The following is a 21,544-nucleotide window of genomic DNA, read 5'->3' as shown; positions in this document are numbered from 1 at the left end:
GGGGTGATCCAAGATGGACAACAAAATGAAGAGCATGTTCGAGCAGTCGTTCGAAAGCGCATTGAAATCGCATCCGTTGTTCGCCGCGATGGAACCCGAGCAACTTGCGGAAGTCGCCGATTCCTTCAACGCCACTTTCGAGGCCTTGTTCAAACCGCGCAGCGATGCGTTATCGGCCTGGGTGCAATATCAGACCGATTTCGCGAAACTCTGGCTGGGCAGCTTTGCGGGCAACGGCGACAAGGCCCCGGCAAGGACCAAGGACCGGCGTTTCAGCGATGATGCATGGAATGAAGGGATGTTTTCATTCTGGCGCGACGCCTACTGCCTGACGGCCGAGCGCATGACTGATATTGCTGACAAGACAGGCCTGCCTTCCCACGAACAGCGCAAGCTCAGCTTCTATACGAGATTGATCGCCGATGCCCTGGCGCCGTCGAACTATGCGCTGACAAACCCTGAAATCATTCGCCGCGCGCAGGAAACCAAAGGGCAAAGCCTGATCGACGGTTTCCGCAATCTGCTCGCTGACGTCGAAAAGGGCTATGTCAGCACCACCGACGAAGACGCGTTCGATGTGGGCCGAAACCTGGCAACCACAGAGGGCTCGGTCGTGTACCGGAACGAACTGATCGAGCTGATCCAGTACCATCCGGTCACGCCGACAGTCGAGGCTAGGCCGGTGCTCGTGGTGCCGCCTTGTGTGAACAAATTCTACATTTTCGACATCAATGAGAAGAAGTCCATGGTCCGCTACATGCTGGAACAGGGGCTGAGCGTTTACATGATCTCGTGGCGCAACCCGTCACCCGAGCGCGATTTCGATTGGGACACCTATATCGAAACCGGTGTGTTTCAGGCGCTCTCGGTCTGTCTGGACATATCTGGGGCCGACAAGGCCGATCTCCTGTCCTGGTGCAACGGCGGCACGATGCTGACAGTCGCGCTTGCGGTCATGGATGACGCTTTGAAGCGCCGGGTCGGCACCGCGACCTTCCTGTCCTCGATGATTGATTTTAGCGATCCCGGAGAGCTAGAGGTCTTTATCGACCGGCCTCAGATCGAAATCTACAAGCGGCGTCTGCGGACGGAGAAACTGGCGCCCGGCCGCGACATCGCCCATGCTATGTCACTGCTGCATGTCAACGACTCGATCTGGAATTTCGTTGTCGGAAGTTATCTGCTCGGGAAATCTCCGCCGCCTTTCGATATTCTCTACTGGAACGCCGATACGTCGAACCTGCCGGCAAAGTGGTTCTCTTACTACATCGAGAAGATGTACCACGAAAACCGTCTGAAAGACCCAGGATCGCTGGAAATTCTGGGTCAGCCCGTCGATACCGGACGGATCGACTTACCGTGCTATTTCGTGGCGGCGACAGGCGATCATATCGTACCATGGAAGACGTCCTACCTTGCGACCGGTCTTGTGGGCGGGCAATCGGAATATGTGCTGACCGATGGAGGCCACGTCTCGGGGACCGTCGTCAACCATCCGACCAAGAGCCGCCGGAACTACTATCACGGCGGTGACCGCAATCTCGACCCCGATGGCTGGAAGGCGAGCGCCGAACATGCCGAGGGCAGCTGGTGGCCGCACTGGATCGCCTGGCTTGCGGATAGCGGGACCGAGAAGCGCGTCGCAAGCCCGAAGGCGGCAGGAAACGATGCCTATCCCGTTCTGGATCCGGCGCCCGGCACATATGTGACCGAAGCCGTTTCCACGGATGGATAGTGTCACGCTCGATGAGCGCGAGAGAGAGGCCATGACGGAGGCGAAGGCGATCATGCCCTTGGATGGCCGCCTCGAGGTGGTCGGCATAGGTGACCACAGCTTGCGGGTATTCATCAGGGAGGTAGGGAACGATAGTACGCCCTTGCTGATCTGCAACGGTCTGGGACAGTCCGTCGAGGTTCTGTTCCCCTTGATCGAAGAGTTGAAAGACCGCACTATCCTGGCCTTTGATGCAGTGGGCACCGGCCTGTCCTCGGTGCCCGAAGAGGTGGTTGGTATCACGGATCACGCCTCACTGGTTTCCAGGTTGCTGTCCCGGCTTGGTGTCGGGGAATACGATGTGCTGGGGATTTCCTGGGGCGGCACCATTGCCCAGCAACTTGCGCATGATCATCCCGACAAATGCCGCAGGCTTGTCCTTGCGATCACCTCCGCTGGCGGGATTGGCAGCTGGTGGGGCACACCTGTCGCATTGTCGGAAATCTTCTTCCCCTTGCGATACACCAGCAAGGAATATGCCAACTTTGTGGGTCCAGCGATGTATGGCGGCGAAGCGCTCCTGTGCCCTTCGCTGTTCAGGGAATATACCCAATACAGCATCCCTCCGTCTTCTGTCGGGTATTACGGCCAGGTTGCGGCGATGCTTTCGTGGACCAGCCTAGGTTGGCTGCATCGGATCACGCAGCCGACGCAGGTGATCTCGGGAATTTATGACGGGCTGATACCGGTGGCAAACCAAATGTTGCTGGCACAAAGAATTCCGGGTGCGGAACTGAAGGTTTTCCCGGCCGGACACCTGCTGATGTATTCTCGCCGAAATGAGATCGGCCCTTTGATCACATCATTTTTGGATCGCGAGAGAGGTTTGTCGTGATGAACGAAAACCATGCTGAAAGAAAATCACCCGATATCGTTGGCACCCCGGAACACCTGCTTGACCTCTTTGTCATCGGCGGCGGCATCAACGGGTGCGGAATCACACGAGACGCTGCCGGGCGGGGCCTGTCCGTCACATTGGCTGAGATGGGCGATCTTGCGGGGGCGACCTCGTCGGCATCCACCAAACTGTTTCATGGTGGATTGCGCTATCTTGAATATTTCGAATTCCGCCTTGTGCGGGAGGCCCTGAGAGAGCGCGAGGTATTGCTGCGCGCAATGCCCCATATCAGCCGGCCCATGCGTTTTGTGTTGCCCTATCACAGCAGCATGCGCTTCGAGGGCGAGACGCCCACCTCGAAACTGCTCAGAACCGTCATGCCGTGGATGCGCGGACGTCGGCCGGCATGGCTGATCCGAATGGGTTTGTTTCTCTACGATCACCTTGGCGGGCGCGGGATTCTGCCGGGGACGCGTCAAGTGAACCTGCAGAGGGATGCTGCTGGAGAACCGCTTGTGGACAAGTTCACCAAAGCTTTTGAGTATTCCGACTGCTGGGTCGACGATTCCCGGCTCGTTGCATTGAATGCCCGCGACGCCACAGAGCGTGGTGCAACCATCCTGACCCATTCCCGCGTCACCTCTGCCAGACGCGAAAGCGGGCATTGGGTCATTACCGTCCGGAACAGAAAAACTAGCGAGGACCAGGATTACTTTGCGCGCATGCTTGTCAACGCCGCCGGGCCATGGGTCGGTGATGTCATTGATACTGTTACCAAAACGCAAAGCGGTGAATCGGTTCGCCTTGTCCACGGCAGCCATATCGTAACCCGCAAGCTGTTCGATCATGGCAAATGTTATTTCTTTCAGGGCACAGATGGGAGGATCATTTTCGCGATCCCCTACGAGGGCGATTTCACACTGATCGGCACCACGGATTCAGACCATCGCGACGTTGCGGTCCCGCCCGCATGTTCCGAAGACGAGCAGGACTACCTGTGCCGCTTCGCCTCGCAATATTTCAACAAACCTGTCCGTTACGATGATATCGTTTGGACCTATTCCGGCGTGCGGCCGCTTTATGATGACGGCGCAAGCACCGCCACTGCCGCGACACGCGAATATGTGCTGAAACTCGACACCACCGGGCCCGCGCCGCTTTTGAATGTCTTCGGCGGCAAGATCACGACCTATCGCAAGCTGGCCGAGGCGGCGATCCAGAAACTTGCTCCATTCTGTGACGGTTTGCCTGGCTCCTGGACGGCGCAGGCGACACTGCCCGGAGGGGATTTCCCGGTCGAGGATGCGGATCGGAAGATGGCGGAACTGCGCCGCGCGTACCCGTTCCTCGATGAATTCTGGGCACGTCGCTTGTTTCGCGCCTACGGCACCGACGCGCAGAAGATTCTGGGCAAGGCCGTTCGTATCGAAGATCTAGGCCGCAATTTCGGCGCGACCCTGACGGAAAGCGAAGTGCGCTGGTTGGTGGAGCACGAATTCGCCAAGAGCGCCGAGGATATCGTCTGGCGCCGTTCCAAACTGGGCCTGAGGCTGAGCGCCGAGAAGGTCGGCGCATTGCAGCACTGGATGCAGGACGCGGGTTTTGAATCGGCAAAGGCCGAGATGGAGGCACTGCGATGAGCCACATACTTGCAATAGATCAGGGCACGACATCGAGCCGCGCCATCATTTTTGACAGCAGCATGCGTCTGATTGCGACGTCACAAGAAGAGTTTCCCCAACACTATCCTGCCTCCGGCTGGGTCGAACACGACCCGACCGACTTGTGGTCGACAACGGTGAGAAGCTGTCGCGACGCGATCGAACGCGCCGGGCTGACCGCGTCCGACATCGCGGCTATGGGTATCACCAACCAGCGCGAAACCACCGTGGTGTGGGACAAGGTTTCGGGCAGACCCATCCACAATGCCATCGTCTGGCAGGACCGACGCACTGCCGATCTCTGCCGGAAACTCAGGGCTGAGGGGCATGAGGACATGGTGCGGCAACGCACCGGCCTACTGCTCGATCCCTATTTTTCCGGCACCAAACTCGCTTGGCTGCTCAACAACGTGGAAGGCGCCCGCGAGCGCGCCGAAGCGGGCGAGCTTTTGTTCGGGACAGTCGATACATTCCTGATCTGGCGGCTGACCGGGGGCAAAAGCCATGTCACCGATGCAACAAATGCGGCGCGCACCCTCTTGTACGACATCCATAAAGGCCGCTGGTCGCAAACGATCTGCGGATTTCTGGACATTCCCGTACAGATGTTGCCGACTGTCCGGGACAGTGCCGATGATTTCGGTGTTGTACGCGAAGACCTGTTCGGACGCGAAGTCCCGATCCAGGGCGTTGCCGGCGACCAGCAGGCAGCGGCGGTCGGGCAGACCTGTTTCAAGCCGGGGATGATAAAATCCACCTATGGCACTGGCTGTTTCGCGCTTCTCAACACCGGGGATGCACCGGTGCAGTCGCGAAACCGGCTGCTGACCACAATCGCCTACCAGCTAGAGGGCAAACCCTGCTATGCCCTCGAGGGCTCGATTTTCGTTGCCGGCGCTGCCGTGCAATGGCTGCGAGACGGGTTGGGTGTCATCAGGAATGCCGCAGAAACCCAAGCCTTGGTCGAGCAGGCCGACAGTGAGCAGAATGTGATCCTGGTCCCGGCCTTTACCGGTCTGGGGGCGCCATACTGGCAACCCAATTGCCGCGGGGCCGTTTTCGGGCTGACGCGGAATTCCGGGCCGGCCGAGCTTGCCCGCGCCACGCTGGAAAGTGTGGGCCTTCAGACCCGCGACCTGCTTGAGGCAATGCATACGGACTGGGATACCGGTGGTGAAACCGGGATCCTGCGTGTCGATGGCGGCCTGTCGGCCAATGATTGGGCGATGCAGTTTCTATCCGATATCACCGGTGCCCCGGTTGACCGGCCAAAAGTGCGTGAGACGACCGCTGCGGGGGCTGCCTGGCTCGCTGGAATGAAGATCGGTCTCTATCCGGACATGGAAGGCTTTGCCCGTGCCTGGGAACTGGAACGCAGCTTTGAACCCGTAATGAGTGCGAGTGAAAGAAGCCAGAGGTACGGCAGATGGAAACGTGCGGTAGATGCGACGATGAGTGTCGTTTCGACGCCGGATTAAGCCCGGAACAGATCAACCTGTTCTGTTGAACTCAATTTCCATGAAGGTGGGAAAAATAAATGAAATCAGTATCCAAATACACATTCGCAGCTGTTGGAGTGTTCTGTCTTGGCGGTGTTTCTGCCAATGCAGAGGAAACGCAGGCAGAATGAAACATCAATGAGCATGGTCATTTCATCACGGCTCAGCGTCCGTTTCAGCAGGCAACGCATGTGCCGTTTGTCACAAGCCCATTCGCGCCATCCGACACCATGCCGGCGCAATGTGACAATGAAACGGTCCGGGCCTATATCGCGGATTGGGAAAGCGGAAAGGTCGATTTTCTGAGCATTCAGCCGGATGAGACCATCCCGGCCGAGAACCAGGGCTGCCTGACGATAGATGACAGTGGCGCGATCAGCGAGGCCGCTGAATGCAGCCTTGACAACGCGCCGGTCGGGTATCTCTGGAAGGAACTCAGCGACTGGCCGGTCACCATCGGCATCACCAACGGAAAGCCTTCCGATCACAACCCGCATTTCCACGGGCAACCGGAATGCTATTATGCGGTTTCCGGTCGTGCCAGAACCCTGGCGCAGGGCGAGTATCAATGGATGGAAACCGGTGATTACTTCTACATTCCCGGAAACACGATCCACAACACCCCGATTGAGGACCCCGAAGGGTTTGGCGTTATGTATTGGTACCCGGACAACGGCCATTTCAACGGGTTCAAATATTACTGGCGCAATGACGTGAAATACCTCCGCCCCGCCGAAGAGGCCTTCGACGAAGTGGACGTCATGCGCAAGGCAGCCATGGGGTTGGAGCCCTACGGTGAGAATGTGGTCTATTTCGAGGGGAAGATGAAGGCTTACGGTAACTCTCAGGAAGAGTGACGCCGAAATTGGAGCACCCAACGACCAGATCGCTTGACGCGCCTGAACTCTCTCCATCCCGTCCCGGGCGCGATGAACCGGTTGCTCTGATCGTTGGGGGCCAGTCGCCATTGAATTGCTGACTTCAGTGGCGACTGGTCAAATATCCGGAAAGAGGCAGCCAGAAATCGCTCACATCTAGCGATATGGTCCGTACTCCCTGCATTGTTTGAAAAACCAGTTCTGAAACTTTAGTGCGGATTGTGAAAGCGGCGTATCTTTGGGAGAGGTCAAATGATAGGCGAACGACGTATCGTAGTCGCGGTCGAAAACATTGACCAGCACACCTTGTTCAATCTCCTTTTGGACCAGCCATTTGGCGAATAGCGATACGCCCAAACCATTGATCGTTGAGCTCAGCTGGAAATGCCTGTCCTCCAGTATCATTTGCGGCTGCGACTGAGAAAGCGTCTGGCCGTTATTCGTGCACCATTCCCGCCACATCCTCTCATCGTCGACATGCAATAAGGTGCAGCGCGCCAGATCAGCAGGCGTTTCGATACGGTTTGCTACCTGATATTGCGGATTGCAGACAACAACCATTTTTTCTGGCCATAATCTGGTTGAGTTAAACCGCTTCCAGCCGCCGCACCCCCACTGCACACCCAGGTCGGCGAAGTGATCAGGGCGCTCCAGCTTGGTGTAGGTATTGTTATGTGTCTGCATCATCACCGGCAACTTGGGGTGATGCTCCCAGAAATCACCAAGCCTTGCCGCCAACCACCGGCTCGCGAACATCGGCAAGAGCGCCACCTTCGTGGATTCGACCATATCCGCGATCTTGTCGAGACCCGTTTGGATGAGCGTCAGGCCGCGCTCCGCATAAGAAGCAAGCAGGGTGCCTTCTTCTGTCAATTCCAGCCCGGTGTGTGACCTCTCAAACAGGGGCACACCAACTTCGGTTTCTAATTTTTTAATGTGATAACTTACCGAACTTTGACTGGTATTCAGGTAAGAAGCCGCGCCAGATGCGTTCTTGGCATTTGCAGCCGCCATAAACACCTGAATAGACTTTATATTTTTTATCTTTTCCATTGTCACTAATCTCCATCACGTCCCGCCAATACTTTGAGGCTATTCAAAATTCAGATATTGATCAAGATGGCCCCAGGTCGTGATTGGCGGTAGGGTGTCACGAACCGGCATTTGCGAGAGTCCGCTCTGGTCCTCCTGAAGCTGAGGGTTGGACTTTCTGCAAACGCAGATCTCCATAAATGGGATTGCCAACTTGCAGTCGCACCTGAGGCTGTTTAGCCGGTCTCCATGAATATACCAGCTGAGATGCCACGCCTGAAGGGCTACCGTTTTCCCCGTGAAGTCGTCGCCTACGCCGTTTGGGCATACCATCGGTTCGCACTCAGTGCCGCTGATGTTGAAGATCTGCTCGCCGAGCGGAATGTGATGGTCAGCCGTGAGACCATACGCAAATGGGTCAACCGGTTTGGTCGGCATTTCGCACATTGTATCGACCGCGTTGCACGAATAGCGCTTGGGCCGCATTTGCCCCTTTCCCCGGTTCGTTATGCGACACGTTCATAGGTCGCACGACCTAGACGGGTCATGCGGTTGAGGGCTTTAACAGCGATGCGGGCTTCGGTTGTCTGGGTCTCCATGTTGCGGCTGCGCAGTTCCAGTCCGATGACCTGTTTGTATCACCCGATCTGGGCCTCGCCGCGCGATCTCTGACCATAACCGGTGGCCTTCTGCCATGCCATTCGGCCAGTTTCGGTTATCATGTCGATATGGGCGTTGCGTGCCTGGCAATCTCCGGGAACGGCGTTCTTCGGCGGCGGAATAATCAGCTCGACATCCGGGCCAAACGCATGCCGGATGGTCGCGGCGGTTGGTACACCATCATAAGCCCCGTCACCGATGAAACGGCGCACCGGACCGGACACCTCGGCAAGAAGGTCGGACAGAGCGCCGGTGTCCCCGACCTGCTGGGGTGTCAGGCAGGACGCCACAAGCTCGCCGCTCTCCAGATCGAAGCCGATATGCAGTTTGCGCCATATCTTGCGGGCCTTCGGCAGCCCGTGCTTCTCACGCATCCACTCGCGGCCACCGTGGACACGCAGCCCTGTGCTGTCCACAACCAGCGCGATCGGACCACTGGCTGTCCGGGTGTCGGGCGCGATCTGAAGCGATGGCGCACGCCGGCAAAGCGTCGAAAAATCCGGCACGGGGAGGTCCGTCTGCATGAGCCGCAGCAGACTGCGGACAAAGCCCTGCGTTTGGCGAAGCGGTAAGCCGAACACGGCGCGCAAGGTCAAGCAGGTCTCAATCGACAGATCAGAATATCGTTGTTGACCACCGCGCTTGCCGGAGCGCACTGCGCACCACCCAGACACCGCGTCTTCGCTGAACCAGACCGTTACGTCACCACGCTGGCGGAGCGCCTCGTTGTATTCGGCCCAGTTCGTCACACGGTACTTTGCTTTCGCAAACTTATCCCGCCGCGACGCATTGAATTTGAAAGGCATCACAGCATCCCGCAGTCAAATCAAAGGACCAGCTACGCATCGGAAACGATTTGTGCAACACGCTCTATGGCATACAAGATACCGTTGGTGGGGGCATCCACCGCATCAGTTCAGTTTTCCCGCATGACGGCCGTTAGCCAATCGCAAAATACCCGAACTTCCTCTTTCAGCAGTGATCGTTCACGGCATACGATGAAATGCGACAGTCGGACCGGAAGGCGATATTCAAATGGCGCGATCAGAATGCCCCGGTCCAGGTAATGCAAAGCAAAGCGTTCCAGAACCATGGCAGTGCCCAGGCCGGCGATCACCGACTGCAGCGCTATAAGAGAGGAATCCACCTTGAAAAGGTGGCCAGTCATCTGAAGCTTCAGATCGTGCAGGTCGGATAATTGTGACCAGTCGGCCTCGGATCCCATAATCTCTATCGTGGGACCGGCGGCAAGCGCCTGAATTGTCAGCGGCTGCGGTAATGACGCGACAAAGTCCGGATGACAGACGGGAATGGCGGTCTCGTGCCCAAGGTGTTGCAGTGCGCCATCGTCCCAGTCTCCCGTGCCGTAGCGTATGTCGATGTCAGAAGGATCGTCGCCGAAACGGTCTGCCCATACGAACGAGGTCAACTGCACCGGGATCTCAGGGTGCAGCGCGTGAAACTCGGTGATACGCGGCGCCAGGACCAGCCCGGCGAAAGAGATGGAAGCGCGCACTCTTACGGCGGGCATTCGCGCCTTTCGGAACAAGCCGCTGGTCACGGATTGCATATCGGCAAAGGATCGACGGATCGGCTGGGCATAGGCCTTTCCTGCGTCTGTGAGCGTGACACCTCTGGGCAGCCGGACAAACAAGGCGGTATCCAGTTGCTTTTCGAGCAGGCGGATCTGCTGGCTTACGGCGGCGGGCGTAAGGCCAAGCTCTTCGGCGGCGGCGGTAAAACTGCTGTGTCGTGCTGCGGCTTCAAAGGTACGGAGCCAAGTGACGTGGGGGAGTTTGGTCATGGCTTTCCTTAAACTGAAGTTTAGCCTCAGGTCAAAATAGCATTGTTTGATTTATAGCTAAACCCCTGACAAAAGCGTCGGCGATCTTAGCGCTGACGCTTTTTCGGGATTCGTGCCAATGCCTGACTCTGACTTCGATTTCATCATAGTGGGCGCCGGATCGGCGGGCTGCGTTCTTGCGGACCAGCTATCAGCCGGAGGGCGCCACAAGGTTCTGCTGATAGAAGCCGGTGGCAGCGACCGCCGTTTCTGGATCAAGGTGCCGCTGGGTTATGGCAAGACCTTCAACGACCCGCGCGTAAACTGGCGCTACACTGCCGAGGCCGATCCGGGGCTGAACGGGCGCAGTGCCTACTGGCCACGTGGCCGGGTGGTTGGCGGGTCGAGCTCGATCAACGCCATGGCTTATCTGCGCGGCCTGCCGCACGATTTCGACGATTGGGAACAGTCGGGCGCCACGGGCTGGAACAGCGAAAGCGTACGGCGCACCTATGAAGCGCTCGAAACACTGAGCACCCCGGCGGGCACCACCGGCAACGGACCGCTCCGGGTCAGCGATGTCAGTGCGCGGATGCATCCGTTTTCCCGGCACTTCCTGAAAGCCGCAGGAGAGATGGGCTGGCAGGTGGCGCGGAACCTGAACGGTACAGAGACCGAGGGGTTGATGCAGCTGCGCTCAACCGTGCGCGACGGCCGCCGCTGGTCTTCGGCAGATGCGTTCCTGCGGCCCGCGCTGAAACGCGGCAATCTGAAGCTGATCACCGGCGCGCTGGTGGAGCAGGTGGAGCTTGAGGCGGGCCGGGCCACCGGTGTTCGCTACCGCATCGGCGGAAAATCCGTTGTTACGCGGGCCGGGGGCGAGGTGATCATCGCGGCAGGGGCGGTCAACTCGCCACAGCTCCTTCAGCTTTCCGGCATCGGACCGTCGGACCTGCTGAAGCGTCACGGGATCGAGGTGAAACACGATCTGGCACAGGTGGGCCGGGGGCTCCAGGATCATCTGGGGATCTCATATTACTACCGCGCAAACCGGCCGACACTGAACAACCGCCTGGGCAACCGGATCGGACAGATGTTGGCCGGGGTGCAGTATCTTCTGACCCGGAAAGGCCCCCTCAGCGTGCCGGTCAATCAGGTCGGTGGTTTCGTGCGCTCGGACGACAGGGCCGGGGCGGCCGATCTGCAAATCTACTGCAACCCTATGTCCTATGTCACGGATGCCGCCGGAAATGCCGGCGTCGATCCCGAGCCGGGATTTCTGCTTTGCGCCCAACCCTGCCGACCGACCAGCCGGGGCGAGATCGCGATCACCTCTGCCGATCCCGCTGCGGCTCCGGCAATCCGGCCGAATTCGCTGTCAACTGACGAAGATTGCGAAGTGGCAATCAAAGCCGGGCGGGTATTGCAGGGCCTAGCTCAAACCCCGGCGATCCGCGCTGTGACCGAAACGCGCCTGGTGCCCGATGTTGTCGGAATGAGCGACGAGCAGCTGCTGGAGGATTTTCGTGAGCGCGCTGGAACGATTTTTCACCCCAGCTGCACCTGCCGCATGGGCGAAACCGCACGCGATTCGGTTCTGGACGCACGGTTGCGGGTGCATGGCATTGCCGGGCTGAGGGTCGCCGATGCCTCGGCCTTTCCCAACATAACCTCGGGCAACATCAATGCGCCAGTGATGATGCTGGCGGCGCGTGCGGCAGAGCTCATACTGGAAGATTCAATGCTGCTGGGAGGCAGGTCATGAAACTCGACAAACTCGAAACCTTCGTGGTGGGCAACCCCCCGCCGCGCCATGGCGGGCGCTACTTCATCTTTCTGCGCCTGACCACGGAATGCGGTATCACCGGCGTCGGAGAAATCTATAACGCCACATTCGGGCCGGATCTCTGCGCGGCGATGGCGCATGACGTCTTTGACCGGCAATTCGCCGGGCAGGACCCGCATCATATCGAACGGCTGTGGCGCCGTACCTACGGCGCCGGGTTCACCATGCGGCCGGATGTGACCGTGATGGGCGTTCTCAGCGGTCTGGAAATGGCCTGCTGGGACATCATCGGCAAGGCGGCGGACCAGCCAGTCTACCAGCTTCTGGGCGGCAAGGTGCACGAGCGGTTGCGCAGCTATACCTATCTTTATCCGCCCGAGGGCGATGTCTATCCCGACGCGGACACGCCCAATGTCTACAACGATGCCGACCTGGCGGCTGAAGCCGCAATCAAGGCAGTCGCGCAGGGATTCACCGCGGTCAAGTTCGACCCGGCGGGCCCCTACAGCATCTATGACGGCCACCAGCCGCGGCTCAGTGACCTCGAGCTGTCCGAGAACTTCTGCAAACGCATCCGCGAGGCGGTGGGCACCAGGGCCGACCTGCTTTTCGGCACCCATGGCCAGTTTACCGTCTCGGGCGCCAAGCGTATGGCGCGTCGGCTTGAAGCCTATGACCCGCTCTGGTTCGAGGAACCGCTGCCCCCCGAAAACCCCGCCGACATGGCGGAAGTTGCCCGCTACACCTCGATCCCCGTGGCGGCGGGCGAGCGGCTGACGACCAAGCATGAATTCGCCCGCATTCTCGAGGCCGGCGCGGCCTCGATCCTGCAGATGAACCTCGGCCGGGTCGGCGGCATCCTTGAAGCCAAGAAGATTGCGTCGATGGCCGAAACCCGTCAGGCACAGATCGCGCCGCATCTTTACTGCGGGCCGGTCGTGGCGGCGGCGAATATCCAGATCGCCACCTGCAGTCCGAACTTCCTGATCCTGGAATCCATCGGCCGTTTCGACGGGCCCTTCATGAATTTTCTGACCACCCCGATCACCTGGGAAGAAGGTTACGTCATCCCGCCCTCCGCCCCGGGCCTCGGGGTCGAACTGAACGACGCCGCCATCGCGGCCCATCCCTATCGCGATACAGAACTCCACCTCAACCTGGTCACCGAACCGGTTGTCCAGTGAACCGAAGGCGAAAGACATGAAAACCCTGAACAAATTCTACATTGACGGCGCCTGGGTCGATCCGGCCGGAGCGACCTCATTCGCAATTACCAACCCGGCGAACAAATCCCGGATCGGCGAGGTGATGCTGGGTTCGGAGACCGATGTCGACCGCGCCGTTGGCGCGGGAAAGCGCGCGTTCGAAACCTATTCGAAAACCTCCAAGGAAGAGCGACTGGCCTTGCTGGAACGGCTGGCGGCAACTTTCACCGACCGGCTGGAAGAGATGGCACAGGCAATCACCACCGAGATGGGCGCGCCGATCACCATGTCCCGGTCAGCTCAGGCCGGTTGCGGCATCGACCATATCCACGCGTTCATCGCGGCACTGAAAGCCCAGCCCGAACGCGAGATCCTGCCCAATACCGATCTGCTGATCCGCGAACCGATCGGGGTTTGCGGGCTGATCACGCCCTGGAACTGGCCGATCAACCAGATTGCGCAAAAAGTGGTACCGGCGCTGGCGGTCGGGTCGACCTGTGTGCTGAAGCCGTCGGAATACACGCCGCTTTCCGCCGCCCTTTTCGCCGAATTCGTGCACGAGGCGGGGTATCCCGCAGGCGTGTTCAACCTTGTCTTCGGGGACGGCCCCAATGTCGGAGCGGCCCTGTCACGTCACCCCGATATTGCGATGATGTCCTTTACCGGTTCCACCCGGGCCGGCATCCTGGTCGCCAAGGACGCAGCCGATACCGTCAAGCGGGTCACGCTGGAACTGGGCGGCAAGTCCCCCAACCTGGTCTTCGCCGACGCCGATCTGGAGACCTGCGTGACCAACTCTGTCCGGGGCTGCTTCCACAACACCGGCCAGTCCTGTAACGCGCCCACGCGCATGCTTGTGGAACGCAGCTGTTACGACCGCGTGCTCGAGATCGCGGCCCGCGCCGCCGCCGGCCAGAAGGTTGGCAACCCGGCGGTGGAAGGCGATCACATCGGCCCGCTCTTCGACGGGATGCAATATGACCGTGTTCAGGCGATGATCCGGGTTGGAACGGATGAAGGCGCCCGCCTGCTGGCCGGAGGCCCCGGCAAGCCTGAGGGGCTGGAGGAAGGCTGGTACGTCCGGCCCACGATCTTTGCCGATGTGACCAACGAGATGCGCATCGCGCGCGAAGAAATCTTCGGCCCGGTCCTAGTGATCATTCCCTTCGACACGGAAGAAGAGGCTATCGCCATCGCCAATGACAGCGAATTCGGGCTGGCGGCCTATGTGCAGACCGGAGATGCCACCCGCGCCGAACGCGTCGCCGACGCCCTGCGCGCGGGAACCATCACCGTGAACGGGCAGGCGGTGAACTACGGCTCGCCCTTCGGCGGTTACAAGCAGTCGGGTAACGGCCGCGAGGGTGGCGTATTCGGCCTTGAGGACTTCCAGGAACTCAAGGTGCGCCGCCCGATCCTTGCTGAGTCCTGACTGCAGGCTCAGCGGGTCACGTACAAGACCTTTCCTACACTTATGTAACCCCGGGATGGGGAGGAGACAACCAAAATGACTACACTCAGTTCTGTGTCATCGCGCGATGACGCACAGCCTGGACTGTCCAGTTTCCAGCGCTACTTTCAGTTCTTCATACTGCTGCTGGCGGCGGGTTCCATCTATCCGCTGATCTATCTGCGTCAGAACTTCGAAACGACGATCCTGGATACCTTTCAGATCACCGTTTCCGAGCTTGGCACTTACTATTCGATGCTGGGAACCATGTTCGTGATCACCTACCTGCCCAGCGGCTGGCTGGCGGACCGGGTGTCGCCACGGATTCTGCTAACCTTCTCGATGGCACTGACCGGGGCGCTCGGCCTTTGGTATGCCGGTATCCCCGACAAATCCGCGCTCTACTGGATTTTCCTCGGCTGGGGTATCTCTTCGGGCCTGACCTTCTGGGCGGCGCTCCTGAAAGGCGTCAGGCTGGTCGCACGGTCCGATGAACAGGGCCGCTTCTTCGGCGGGCTCGAGGGCATGCGCGGTCTGGTCGAGGCGGTTCTGGCGACCGCGGCCGTCGCGCTGTTCAGCTACTATGTCGACGTAAAGGGTCTGACCGCCAACGCGACCCTGCCTTCGGTGATCATGCTCTATGTCTACAACTGCTTTGCTGTTGGCCTCCTCTGCCTGTTGTTCCTGCGCCAGAAGGGCGAGGCCCCGACCGGAAAGGCGGAACCGAAAGGCAATCTGCTGTCGGATTTCAAACTGCTCGTATCGGAGCCCGAATTGTGGCTGATCGCTATCATCATCCTTAGCGGTTATCAGCTGTTCTGGGCGACCTATTCCTTCTCGGCCTTCCTGCAGGAGAAATATACCCTGACCGCCAGCGCGGCCGCCTTCATCACGGTGGCAAAGCTCTGGATGCGCCCGATTGGCGGGTTGGGTGCGGGTTTTCTCGGTGACAGGTTCGGCCGTGAGAACGTGCTAGCGATCTCTATTTCGCTGAGCATTCTGGGGCTTGTGGCCCTGCTGTTCCTGCCAGCCACCGCAAGCAGCTTCATCCTGCTCTTTGTTGTGCTCCTGGTCGGGGTGATGACATATGCCACACGCGGTCTCTACTGGGCGACGCTGGAACGCAGCAAGATCCCGCCGCGTGTGACCGGCCTTGCTATCGGTCTGATCTCGTTGATCGCCTATACGCCGGACATCTACCTGCCCAAGATCAACGGCTACTTTGCCGAGCGCTACACCGGGCTTGCCGTGTATGAGATGTATTTTGGTTTCATCGCGGCATCGGGCGTTATCGGGCTGATCGCGATTGCCATCCTGAAATCACGGCTTCGCGGCGCGGCTGGTGCCGAGGCCCGTTCGTAGCATGGCGCGGGCAAAGAAGCGCTGCGGGTTCGGGAATCGTTGCCTCAGTATCGGAGCCGACGGTTCCCAATGAAGGGTCCCAGCGAAAAGTGCTTCTTTGCCTGACCGCAAAACCTAATAGCCGCGCAGGTCCACGCTCTTCCTGCATCGCAGACCGGTGGTTGAACAGGCCGGATTTCGCGAGACCGGCGCCCGATCGGGATTGTTACAGTATCTTCGACAAGCGGTTTTGGCGGAGACCGCGCCCGATGCGCTCAAGAGCAAAGCCATGCGATGGCTACATGCTCGGAACTGTTCCATGTTTTACGATCGCAATTTTCGTAGCATTTTGAGGTTTTTCCAGGCATCGCAATTCAGACATCTGCCGTGGCATCAGGCTGTCTGTATCGGCCAATTTCCTTACCTACCAGGGTGCGAAACTGCGCGGCACTGATGTCTGCGTAATGGCCTCCAAATACAGTTTGCACAGGTAATGTTGCGAGACGCCGAAGGCTGGCCTCATACGCCGAAACATCCAACGGGGGGAAATTACGGCATTCCGGGTCCAGAAACAAAGTTTCGCCACCGAACAAGATACCGGTTTCGGCTTCCCATAGTGCTATGCTTCCTTTTGTGCGCCCGGGGACATGAATGACTTCAATCTGTCGATCACCCAATTCTATCACATCCCCGTCTTCAAACGTTTCGGTTGGCGTCGTGGGGCGGACAGAATAGTCCTCAACTCGGAAATTTTCGTAAGGAAGCGCACTAAAGGCATTGGCATCGACAAAGGGGCGCCATGTATCTTTCGGGTTTTGCATCGCATCGGCCTCAAGCCGGTGGCAGGCACGCGCCTCAAAGGCGTACATTCCTCCAATGTGGTCGTAGTAGCTGCTTAACGCGATAGCCAGGACCGGCCTGGAAGATATCGCATTGACGACTGGCGCCGGCGGCACGATCCCCGTTCCGCTGTCAATCACCAAATCGCGATTTACACCGCGCAAAAGCCATATCGAGCCGCTCCAGTAAGGATGAATATGCACCTCTTGAAGTCGAATGACGCCGGCCTTGTGAGGTTCGATGCCATACCAGACACCGGCCACGGGAAGTTTTGCTGTCACGGTCCTGCAATCCAATCAGGATGATATGGGTCATTTCCACTATTATTTGTTCTCTGCGTCAACAAATCCCAGGCGTGAATTCAGACGTTTTTAAGCTCGCCTGTTTTTCCGATACCGTCCAGCGCCCTGTGGGTTAGTTCCAACTTCGTTGAAGAGCGGGATCGGGTCGCGTTCAGCGCCACTTGAGCTACGGCCCATGACGTCAGGCCCGAGCACTTCTCGGCATGGCTGGATTTGTTCGACCATACCCTCGACAGGACACTCCCTCAGGAGATCGCACGCCAATGGTCCGCACTCACGAACTGGATTGGGCGCGGGCTCAGCTATGGAATTACGGACCACTTGCGTGATGCATTATCTGCGCCCCAGCTATAGGCTTCCAACAGCAAACGTATTTACATAACCATGCTTATGCGCATTTTAAATGCGCATGCTTGACGCACATATCTTCTGGGCATACTCTCATTACCTAAGGAGATCATCATGCCCTTTTCACCGATTAGAAAAGCCACCAACCTGACGCTCGACAGCGATCTGCTATCGGATGCCAAGGCCCTCAACGTGAATCTATCCCGCGCAGCGGAAGAAGGCGTGCGCGCAGCGGTTATCCGGGCACGCGAAGACCAATGGCGGGCCGAGAATGCCACGGCGCTCGAAAGGGTATTGCCAAGTTGTCTGGCATTTCGACGACGACTAAATGCAATGAATGAACATTCCATCCAGCATGCCGCGCCTGAAGGGCTTTCGCTACCCTCGTGAGGTCATTGCCTACGCGGTTTGGGCATACCATCGGTTTGCCTTGAGCACTGCGGATGTCGAAGATCTCTTAGCGGAACGGGGTGTCATCGTGAGCCGAGAAACCATTCGGCTCTGGGTTAATCGGTTCGGCGCGCATTTTGCCGCCTGCATCCGGCGCGATCGCCCTAAGCCAAACGACAAATGGCACATGGACGTGGTTGTCATCACAATCCGCGGCAAGAAGCACTGGTTGTGGCGGGCCATCGACGCGAACGGCGACGTTCTCGATATCCTCGTGCAAACGCGGCGAAATGCAAAGGCGGCCAAGCGGTTTTTCAAAAGATTGGTCGCTCAGTTTGGTGAGCCAAGGGTCGTGATCACAGACAAGTTGCGCAGCTACATCAAGCCCGTCAGCACCTTGGCACCACAGGCCGACCACCGGGCCCACAAAGGGTTGAATAATGCGATCGAAGTTTCGCACAGAATGACCCGTAAGCGGGAGAAGTTGTTTGGTCGGTTCAAGTCACACCGACAAGCTCAGAGGTTTCTGTCCGCGCATGACCAGATCAACCTGATATACCGTCCCCGCCGCTATCAACTCACCGCCATCTCTTACCGCCATGCCCGCAACGATGCGTTCAGTCTCTGGGCCGCTTACACCGCCGAAATGGCAGCATAACCCTACTTTTTCCAATGCTTCACAATCGGCCGGCAACAACTTGGCAATACCGAATTCAGAAATGCTTGTTTCGTCGTGTCATTAGGAAACTCCAATACGCCAAAAAAACGTAACGGGTCTTCTGTGGAAAAACACGAATAGTGCAGGCCATCGATGCCTTCTGATTTCAAACCGTCAACCAATGCCTTCATTGCGACGGTCTGTGCTTCGCGATCGCTTTCTAATTTGAGAGTGTATTGTACCAGCAGGCTCATGATCATTCTCCTGTGAGATTTGGTGTTTTGCCGTGCACTTTTTCCCTGAACCGCTGCGCGATGATGTAAAGGGACGGGATGACAAATATGCCAACAAGGGCAGCTGCAATCATCCCTCCGAAAACCGGCGTACCTACACCTCTGCGAGCGAGCATAGAGGCACCGTCGGCCACAATCAGCGGGTATAGCCCTGCAATAAATGCAAAGCTGGTCATCATGACCGCTCGGAACCGCGCACGGGCGCCCTGAATAGCTGCATCCACGGCGTTCTGACCTTGCCGGTACCGATCCATTGCGAATTCGACGATCAAAATTGCATTCTTGGCGGCAAGCGCTATCAGGACCACCAATCCGATCTGGGCGTATAGGTTGTTCTGGAGACCCAGCAACAGCAGCGCACCCAACGCGCCGCACACCGCAAACGTGACCGAGTAAAGGACCGCAAGCGGTATCGTCCAACTCTCGTAAAGCGCAACAAGGAAGAGATATGCGAATAGCAAAGCAAGCCCCAGAACAACAGGTGTCTTTCCGGCGGCCTCAATCTCTTGCTGCGCGGTTCCGGTCCAATCGTAGCTGTAGCCTTCTGGCAGAGTTTGGGCTGCAATTTCTTCCATCGCCGCGATGGCCTCGCCCATTGATACGCCCGGAGACGGTCCACCGTTTATGGTGACGGCCTGAAAATTATTGTAGCGGGCGAGCAATTGCGGACCCAGAATGAGCTCTACCTTCGCCACGGCGCGCACTGGCACCATATCTCCGTCGTGATTTCGGACATGAATGCGAGCAATATCTCCGACATTGGCCCGGTATTTCTCATCTGCTTGTAAGTTGACCTGCCACGTCCGACCGAACAGGTTCATGTCATTCACGTGATACCCGCCCAAAGTGACCTGCATGGCCCGGAACAGGTCGTCGACATTCACGCCAAGCGTCTGAAGCCTTTTACGATCGAGGTCGAGATTCAGTTTTGGCGACTGCGCAGAGAATGTCGTGTAAACGCCCGACAACCGGGGGTCGGCGTTGGCGGTTGTGACGAACCCCGCCGCAGTTGCACCAAGGGGATTGCCAACTTGCAGTCGCACCTGAGGCTGTTTAGCCGGTCTCCATGAATATACCAGCTGAGATGCCACGCCTGAAGGGCTACCGTTTTCCCCGTGAAGTCGTCGCCTACGCCGTTTGGGCATACCATCGGTTCGCACTCAGTGCCGCTGATGTTGAAGATCTGCTCGCCGAGCGGAATGTGATGGTCAGCCGTGAGACCATACGCAAATGGGTCAACCGGTTTGGTCGGCATTTCGCACATTGTATCAAGCGTGACCGGCCCGCAGCGGCAGACAAATGGCACCTCGATGAAGTCGTCGTCCCGATCAACGGCGTCAAGATGTGGTTATGGCGGGCCGTGGACGGGAACGGCGATGTGCTCGACATTCTGGTCCAACCAAGGCGAAACGCCAAGGCGGCCAAGCGGTTTCTGAAACAGTTGACCGCCCGGTTTGGCCAGCCCCGCGTTATCGTCACAGACAAATTACGCAGTTACATCAAGCCGATCCGTCAGCTGGCTCCTGACGCAGATCACCGGGCTCACAAGGGCCTGAATAATCGTATTGAGGGCTCGCACCGACCAACCCGGAAGCGAGAGAAGCTTATGGGCCGGTTCAAGTCGGGCAGGCAGGCGCAGCGCTTCCTCTCCGCCTATGACCAGATCAACACGATCTTCCGTCCCCGCCGCTACCGTCTTACCGCCATCTCTTACCGCCACGCCAGATCAGATGCCTTCGATCAGTGGCGGAGCTACGCACTTGACATGACCGCGTGATCGTATCCGCATCAGACTTTTGCAATCAGTGCAGAATAAGTTGGCAATCCCCTGGCCAGAGTATCTGCTGCGGATGCGGTCACGTGACGTCTTGTTCATCGTCGATTTTCGCCGCTACCAAAACAATCTTTGCGCGCTTGCACAAAAGGCTACTCAAGCGCGCAATGTACAGGTTGTCTTGATGACAGATGAGTGGCTGTCGCCAATTTCCGCCCACGCAAGCGAAGTTTTGGCAGCCCCAATTGATAGCAGCACCCTTTGGGACAGCTATGCCGGTGCCTTGGCATTGTTAGAGGCTCTGTTGACCCGCATCGCTGACAAAAACTGGGATCAAACAAAAAAACGCATCGAAGAATGGGATTCCGTGCGGCTGGATTTTGGAGATAATGAAGATGATTAAGACCCCCCTGATCTTTGCGGCGACCTCGGATGTTGCTAGCAAAGTACGCGGCAAGGCCTTCCCGGTTTCTGATTTGGAGAAGCGCTCGAAAAAGGGCGTGGGCTGGACCCCGACGAATGTCATGATCACCTGCTTCGATGCAATTGCCGAAAGCCCCTTTGGGGCGTTGGGTGATTTGCTGTTGATCCCAGACGAGGAAGCCGGTGTGGAGCTGGATTTCGAAGACGGTGGACCGGTTGAACAATTCATTTTGGGCGACATTGCCGATCTTGACGGCAAGCCCTGGGACTTCTGCACCCGTAGCCTTCTGAAGGCAGCTCTGGACCGGCTGAAGGCCGCAGGCGGGGTTAGCCTCGTCTCGGCCTTTGAGCATGAATTCCAGTTCAAAACGGGCGGCGCCCAACCCGGTGAGGCCTACGGCCACAGCGGTTCTGCCGAACGCCGCGTGTTTGGCGAGACGCTGATGGCAGCACTTGATGCAAGTGGATTGGCCTCGGACACTTTCATGAAGGAATATGGTGCCAATCAATACGAAGTGACAAACGATCCGGCCCCTGATCACCGGTCTGCCGATCAGGCCGTGATCCTGCGCGAAGTCACACGGATGACGCGAAACGCCTGAATGAACA

20 protein-coding genes and 1 pseudogene are annotated in these 21,544 nt (G+C 58.2%); 15 read left to right on the top strand and 6 right to left on the bottom strand.

Annotated features, from left to right (window positions below; translation table 11 throughout):
• Positions 1–13: 13 nt before the first annotated feature.
• The 5 genes from ACR3FC_RS21240 to ACR3FC_RS21220 all read left to right on the top strand — a co-directional run bounded on the left by ACR3FC_RS21240 (position 14) and on the right by ACR3FC_RS21220 (position 6,629).
• Positions 14–1,735: a PHA/PHB synthase family protein gene (locus ACR3FC_RS21240; protein WP_480478474.1), complete on the top strand. Its 1,722-nt coding sequence runs from the start codon at positions 14–16 to the stop codon at positions 1,733–1,735.
• A 31-nt stretch (positions 1,736–1,766) separates the two neighbouring features.
• Positions 1,767–2,609, top strand: a complete 843-nt coding sequence (locus ACR3FC_RS21235) for an alpha/beta fold hydrolase (protein WP_480478472.1) — start codon at positions 1,767–1,769, stop codon at positions 2,607–2,609.
• Entirely contained in the window at positions 2,609–4,252 is a 1,644-nt protein-coding gene (gene glpD, locus ACR3FC_RS21230) for a glycerol-3-phosphate dehydrogenase (protein ID WP_480478470.1), read from the top strand. The genes ACR3FC_RS21235 and glpD overlap by 1 nt, the downstream gene beginning before the upstream one ends.
• Complete coding sequence (gene glpK / locus ACR3FC_RS21225; protein WP_480478468.1) at positions 4,249–5,751, top strand: glycerol kinase GlpK; 1,503 nt, start codon at positions 4,249–4,251, stop codon at positions 5,749–5,751. The genes glpD and glpK overlap by 4 nt, the downstream gene beginning before the upstream one ends.
• Positions 5,752–6,002: 251 nt before the next feature.
• Entirely contained in the window at positions 6,003–6,629 is a 627-nt protein-coding gene (locus ACR3FC_RS21220) for a cupin domain-containing protein (RefSeq protein ID WP_480478466.1), read from the top strand.
• A gap of 177 nt (positions 6,630–6,806) precedes the next feature.
• On the opposite strand, the gene ACR3FC_RS21215 is transcribed toward ACR3FC_RS21220, so the two are convergent.
• Positions 6,807–7,703, bottom strand: a complete 897-nt coding sequence (locus ACR3FC_RS21215) for a LysR substrate-binding domain-containing protein (RefSeq protein ID WP_480478464.1) — start codon at positions 7,701–7,703, stop codon at positions 6,807–6,809.
• A gap of 228 nt (positions 7,704–7,931) precedes the next feature.
• Between ACR3FC_RS21215 and ACR3FC_RS21210 the strand changes: the two are divergent.
• Positions 7,932–8,126, top strand: a pseudogene (locus ACR3FC_RS21210) (IS6 family transposase); the annotation flags it as partial.
• Positions 8,127–8,320: 194 nt separating this feature from the next.
• Here the strand turns inward: ACR3FC_RS21210 and ACR3FC_RS21205 are convergent.
• Both ACR3FC_RS21205 and ACR3FC_RS21200 read right to left on the bottom strand, forming a co-directional pair.
• The gene (locus ACR3FC_RS21205) at positions 8,321–9,148 is read right to left on the bottom strand and encodes an IS5 family transposase (RefSeq protein WP_480478462.1); all 828 of its coding nucleotides are present in this window, start codon (positions 9,146–9,148) and stop codon (positions 8,321–8,323) included.
• A gap of 110 nt (positions 9,149–9,258) precedes the next feature.
• The gene (locus ACR3FC_RS21200) at positions 9,259–10,146 is read right to left on the bottom strand and encodes a LysR family transcriptional regulator (protein ID WP_480478460.1); all 888 of its coding nucleotides are present in this window, start codon (positions 10,144–10,146) and stop codon (positions 9,259–9,261) included.
• A gap of 118 nt (positions 10,147–10,264) precedes the next feature.
• Here ACR3FC_RS21200 and ACR3FC_RS21195 point away from each other — a divergent pair, with 118 nt between their 5' ends.
• The 4 genes from ACR3FC_RS21195 (at position 10,265) to ACR3FC_RS21180 (ending at position 15,928) form a co-directional block, all read left to right on the top strand.
• Positions 10,265–11,890, top strand: coding sequence for a GMC family oxidoreductase (locus tag ACR3FC_RS21195; RefSeq protein WP_480478458.1), 1,626 nt, complete (start codon positions 10,265–10,267; stop codon positions 11,888–11,890).
• Positions 11,887–13,095 carry a mandelate racemase/muconate lactonizing enzyme family protein gene (locus tag ACR3FC_RS21190; protein ID WP_480478456.1) on the top strand — a complete coding sequence of 403 codons (1,209 nt, stop codon included), beginning with the start codon at positions 11,887–11,889 and terminating at the stop codon, positions 13,093–13,095. Before ACR3FC_RS21195 ends, ACR3FC_RS21190 begins: the two co-directional genes overlap by 4 nt.
• 16 nt (positions 13,096–13,111) lie before the next feature.
• Positions 13,112–14,548 (top strand): aldehyde dehydrogenase family protein, encoded by a 1,437-nt coding sequence (locus ACR3FC_RS21185; RefSeq protein WP_480478454.1) that lies wholly within the window; start codon positions 13,112–13,114, stop codon positions 14,546–14,548.
• A 75-nt stretch (positions 14,549–14,623) separates the two neighbouring features.
• On the top strand, positions 14,624–15,928 hold the full coding sequence (locus ACR3FC_RS21180) for an MFS transporter (protein ID WP_480478452.1): 1,305 nt from the start codon (positions 14,624–14,626) through the stop codon (positions 15,926–15,928).
• Between the two features lie 353 nt (positions 15,929–16,281).
• On the opposite strand, the gene ACR3FC_RS21175 is transcribed toward ACR3FC_RS21180, so the two are convergent.
• Entirely contained in the window at positions 16,282–17,028 is a 747-nt protein-coding gene (locus tag ACR3FC_RS21175) for an MBL fold metallo-hydrolase (RefSeq protein ID WP_480478450.1), read from the bottom strand.
• 483 nt (positions 17,029–17,511) lie between these two features.
• On the opposite strand from ACR3FC_RS21175, the gene ACR3FC_RS21170 reads away from it, so the two are divergent.
• Together ACR3FC_RS21170 and ACR3FC_RS21165 are read left to right on the top strand one after the other, a co-directional pair.
• Positions 17,512–17,787 carry a type II toxin-antitoxin system CcdA family antitoxin gene (locus tag ACR3FC_RS21170; protein WP_480478448.1) on the top strand — a complete coding sequence of 92 codons (276 nt, stop codon included), beginning with the start codon at positions 17,512–17,514 and terminating at the stop codon, positions 17,785–17,787.
• Positions 17,735–18,445, top strand: a complete 711-nt coding sequence (locus tag ACR3FC_RS21165) for an IS6 family transposase (protein ID WP_480478401.1) — start codon at positions 17,735–17,737, stop codon at positions 18,443–18,445. The genes ACR3FC_RS21170 and ACR3FC_RS21165 overlap by 53 nt, the downstream gene beginning before the upstream one ends.
• A 2-nt stretch (positions 18,446–18,447) precedes the next feature.
• On the opposite strand, the gene ACR3FC_RS21160 is transcribed toward ACR3FC_RS21165, so the two are convergent.
• Both ACR3FC_RS21160 and ACR3FC_RS21155 read right to left on the bottom strand, forming a co-directional pair.
• The gene (locus tag ACR3FC_RS21160; protein ID WP_480478446.1) at positions 18,448–18,699 is read right to left on the bottom strand and encodes a hypothetical protein; all 252 of its coding nucleotides are present in this window, start codon (positions 18,697–18,699) and stop codon (positions 18,448–18,450) included.
• 2 nt (positions 18,700–18,701) lie between these two features.
• Positions 18,702–19,781, bottom strand: a complete 1,080-nt coding sequence (locus ACR3FC_RS21155) for an efflux RND transporter permease subunit (RefSeq protein ID WP_480478444.1) — start codon at positions 19,779–19,781, stop codon at positions 18,702–18,704.
• Between the two features lie 23 nt (positions 19,782–19,804).
• Between ACR3FC_RS21155 and ACR3FC_RS21150 the strand changes: the two genes are divergently transcribed.
• The 3 genes from ACR3FC_RS21150 to ACR3FC_RS21140 are packed head-to-tail and all read left to right on the top strand — an operon-like array spanning position 19,805 to position 21,537.
• Complete coding sequence (locus ACR3FC_RS21150) at positions 19,805–20,515, top strand: IS6 family transposase (RefSeq protein ID WP_480478442.1); 711 nt, start codon at positions 19,805–19,807, stop codon at positions 20,513–20,515.
• Positions 20,516–20,543: 28 nt separating this feature from the next.
• Positions 20,544–20,915, top strand: a complete 372-nt coding sequence (locus ACR3FC_RS21145; RefSeq protein ID WP_480478440.1) for a MurR/RpiR family transcriptional regulator — start codon at positions 20,544–20,546, stop codon at positions 20,913–20,915.
• A complete protein-coding gene (locus tag ACR3FC_RS21140) occupies positions 20,908–21,537 on the top strand; it encodes a type I glutamate--ammonia ligase (RefSeq protein WP_480478438.1) in 630 nt (209 codons plus the stop codon). Before ACR3FC_RS21145 ends, ACR3FC_RS21140 begins: the two co-directional genes overlap by 8 nt.
• The last annotated feature ends 7 nt before the right edge of the window (positions 21,538–21,544 follow it).

The organism is Ruegeria sp. AF3, from assembly GCF_056536285.1.
Note: the sequence above shows the minus strand (reverse complement) of the source record. Positions and strands in the feature narration are given on the sequence as shown.

Coding starts and splice junctions, on each gene's coding strand:
- ACR3FC_RS21240 (WP_480478474.1), top strand. CDS start 14: ATGGACAACAAAATGAAGAGCATGTTCGAGCAGTCGTTCGAAAGCGCA.
- ACR3FC_RS21235 (WP_480478472.1), top strand. CDS start 1,767: ATGACGGAGGCGAAGGCGATCATGCCCTTGGATGGCCGCCTCGAGGTG.
- glpD (WP_480478470.1), top strand. CDS start 2,609: ATGAACGAAAACCATGCTGAAAGAAAATCACCCGATATCGTTGGCACC.
- glpK (WP_480478468.1), top strand. CDS start 4,249: ATGAGCCACATACTTGCAATAGATCAGGGCACGACATCGAGCCGCGCC.
- ACR3FC_RS21220 (WP_480478466.1), top strand. CDS start 6,003: ATGCCGGCGCAATGTGACAATGAAACGGTCCGGGCCTATATCGCGGAT.
- ACR3FC_RS21215 (WP_480478464.1), bottom strand. CDS start 7,703: ATGGAAAAGATAAAAAATATAAAGTCTATTCAGGTGTTTATGGCGGCT.
- ACR3FC_RS21205 (WP_480478462.1), bottom strand. CDS start 9,148: ATGCCTTTCAAATTCAATGCGTCGCGGCGGGATAAGTTTGCGAAAGCA.
- ACR3FC_RS21200 (WP_480478460.1), bottom strand. CDS start 10,146: ATGACCAAACTCCCCCACGTCACTTGGCTCCGTACCTTTGAAGCCGCA.
- ACR3FC_RS21195 (WP_480478458.1), top strand. CDS start 10,265: ATGCCTGACTCTGACTTCGATTTCATCATAGTGGGCGCCGGATCGGCG.
- ACR3FC_RS21190 (WP_480478456.1), top strand. CDS start 11,887: ATGAAACTCGACAAACTCGAAACCTTCGTGGTGGGCAACCCCCCGCCG.
- ACR3FC_RS21185 (WP_480478454.1), top strand. CDS start 13,112: ATGAAAACCCTGAACAAATTCTACATTGACGGCGCCTGGGTCGATCCG.
- ACR3FC_RS21180 (WP_480478452.1), top strand. CDS start 14,624: ATGACTACACTCAGTTCTGTGTCATCGCGCGATGACGCACAGCCTGGA.
- ACR3FC_RS21170 (WP_480478448.1), top strand. CDS start 17,512: ATGCCCTTTTCACCGATTAGAAAAGCCACCAACCTGACGCTCGACAGC.
- ACR3FC_RS21165 (WP_480478401.1), top strand. CDS start 17,735: ATGAACATTCCATCCAGCATGCCGCGCCTGAAGGGCTTTCGCTACCCT.
- ACR3FC_RS21160 (WP_480478446.1), bottom strand. CDS start 18,699: ATGAGCCTGCTGGTACAATACACTCTCAAATTAGAAAGCGATCGCGAA.
- ACR3FC_RS21150 (WP_480478442.1), top strand. CDS start 19,805: ATGAATATACCAGCTGAGATGCCACGCCTGAAGGGCTACCGTTTTCCC.
- ACR3FC_RS21140 (WP_480478438.1), top strand. CDS start 20,908: ATGATTAAGACCCCCCTGATCTTTGCGGCGACCTCGGATGTTGCTAGC.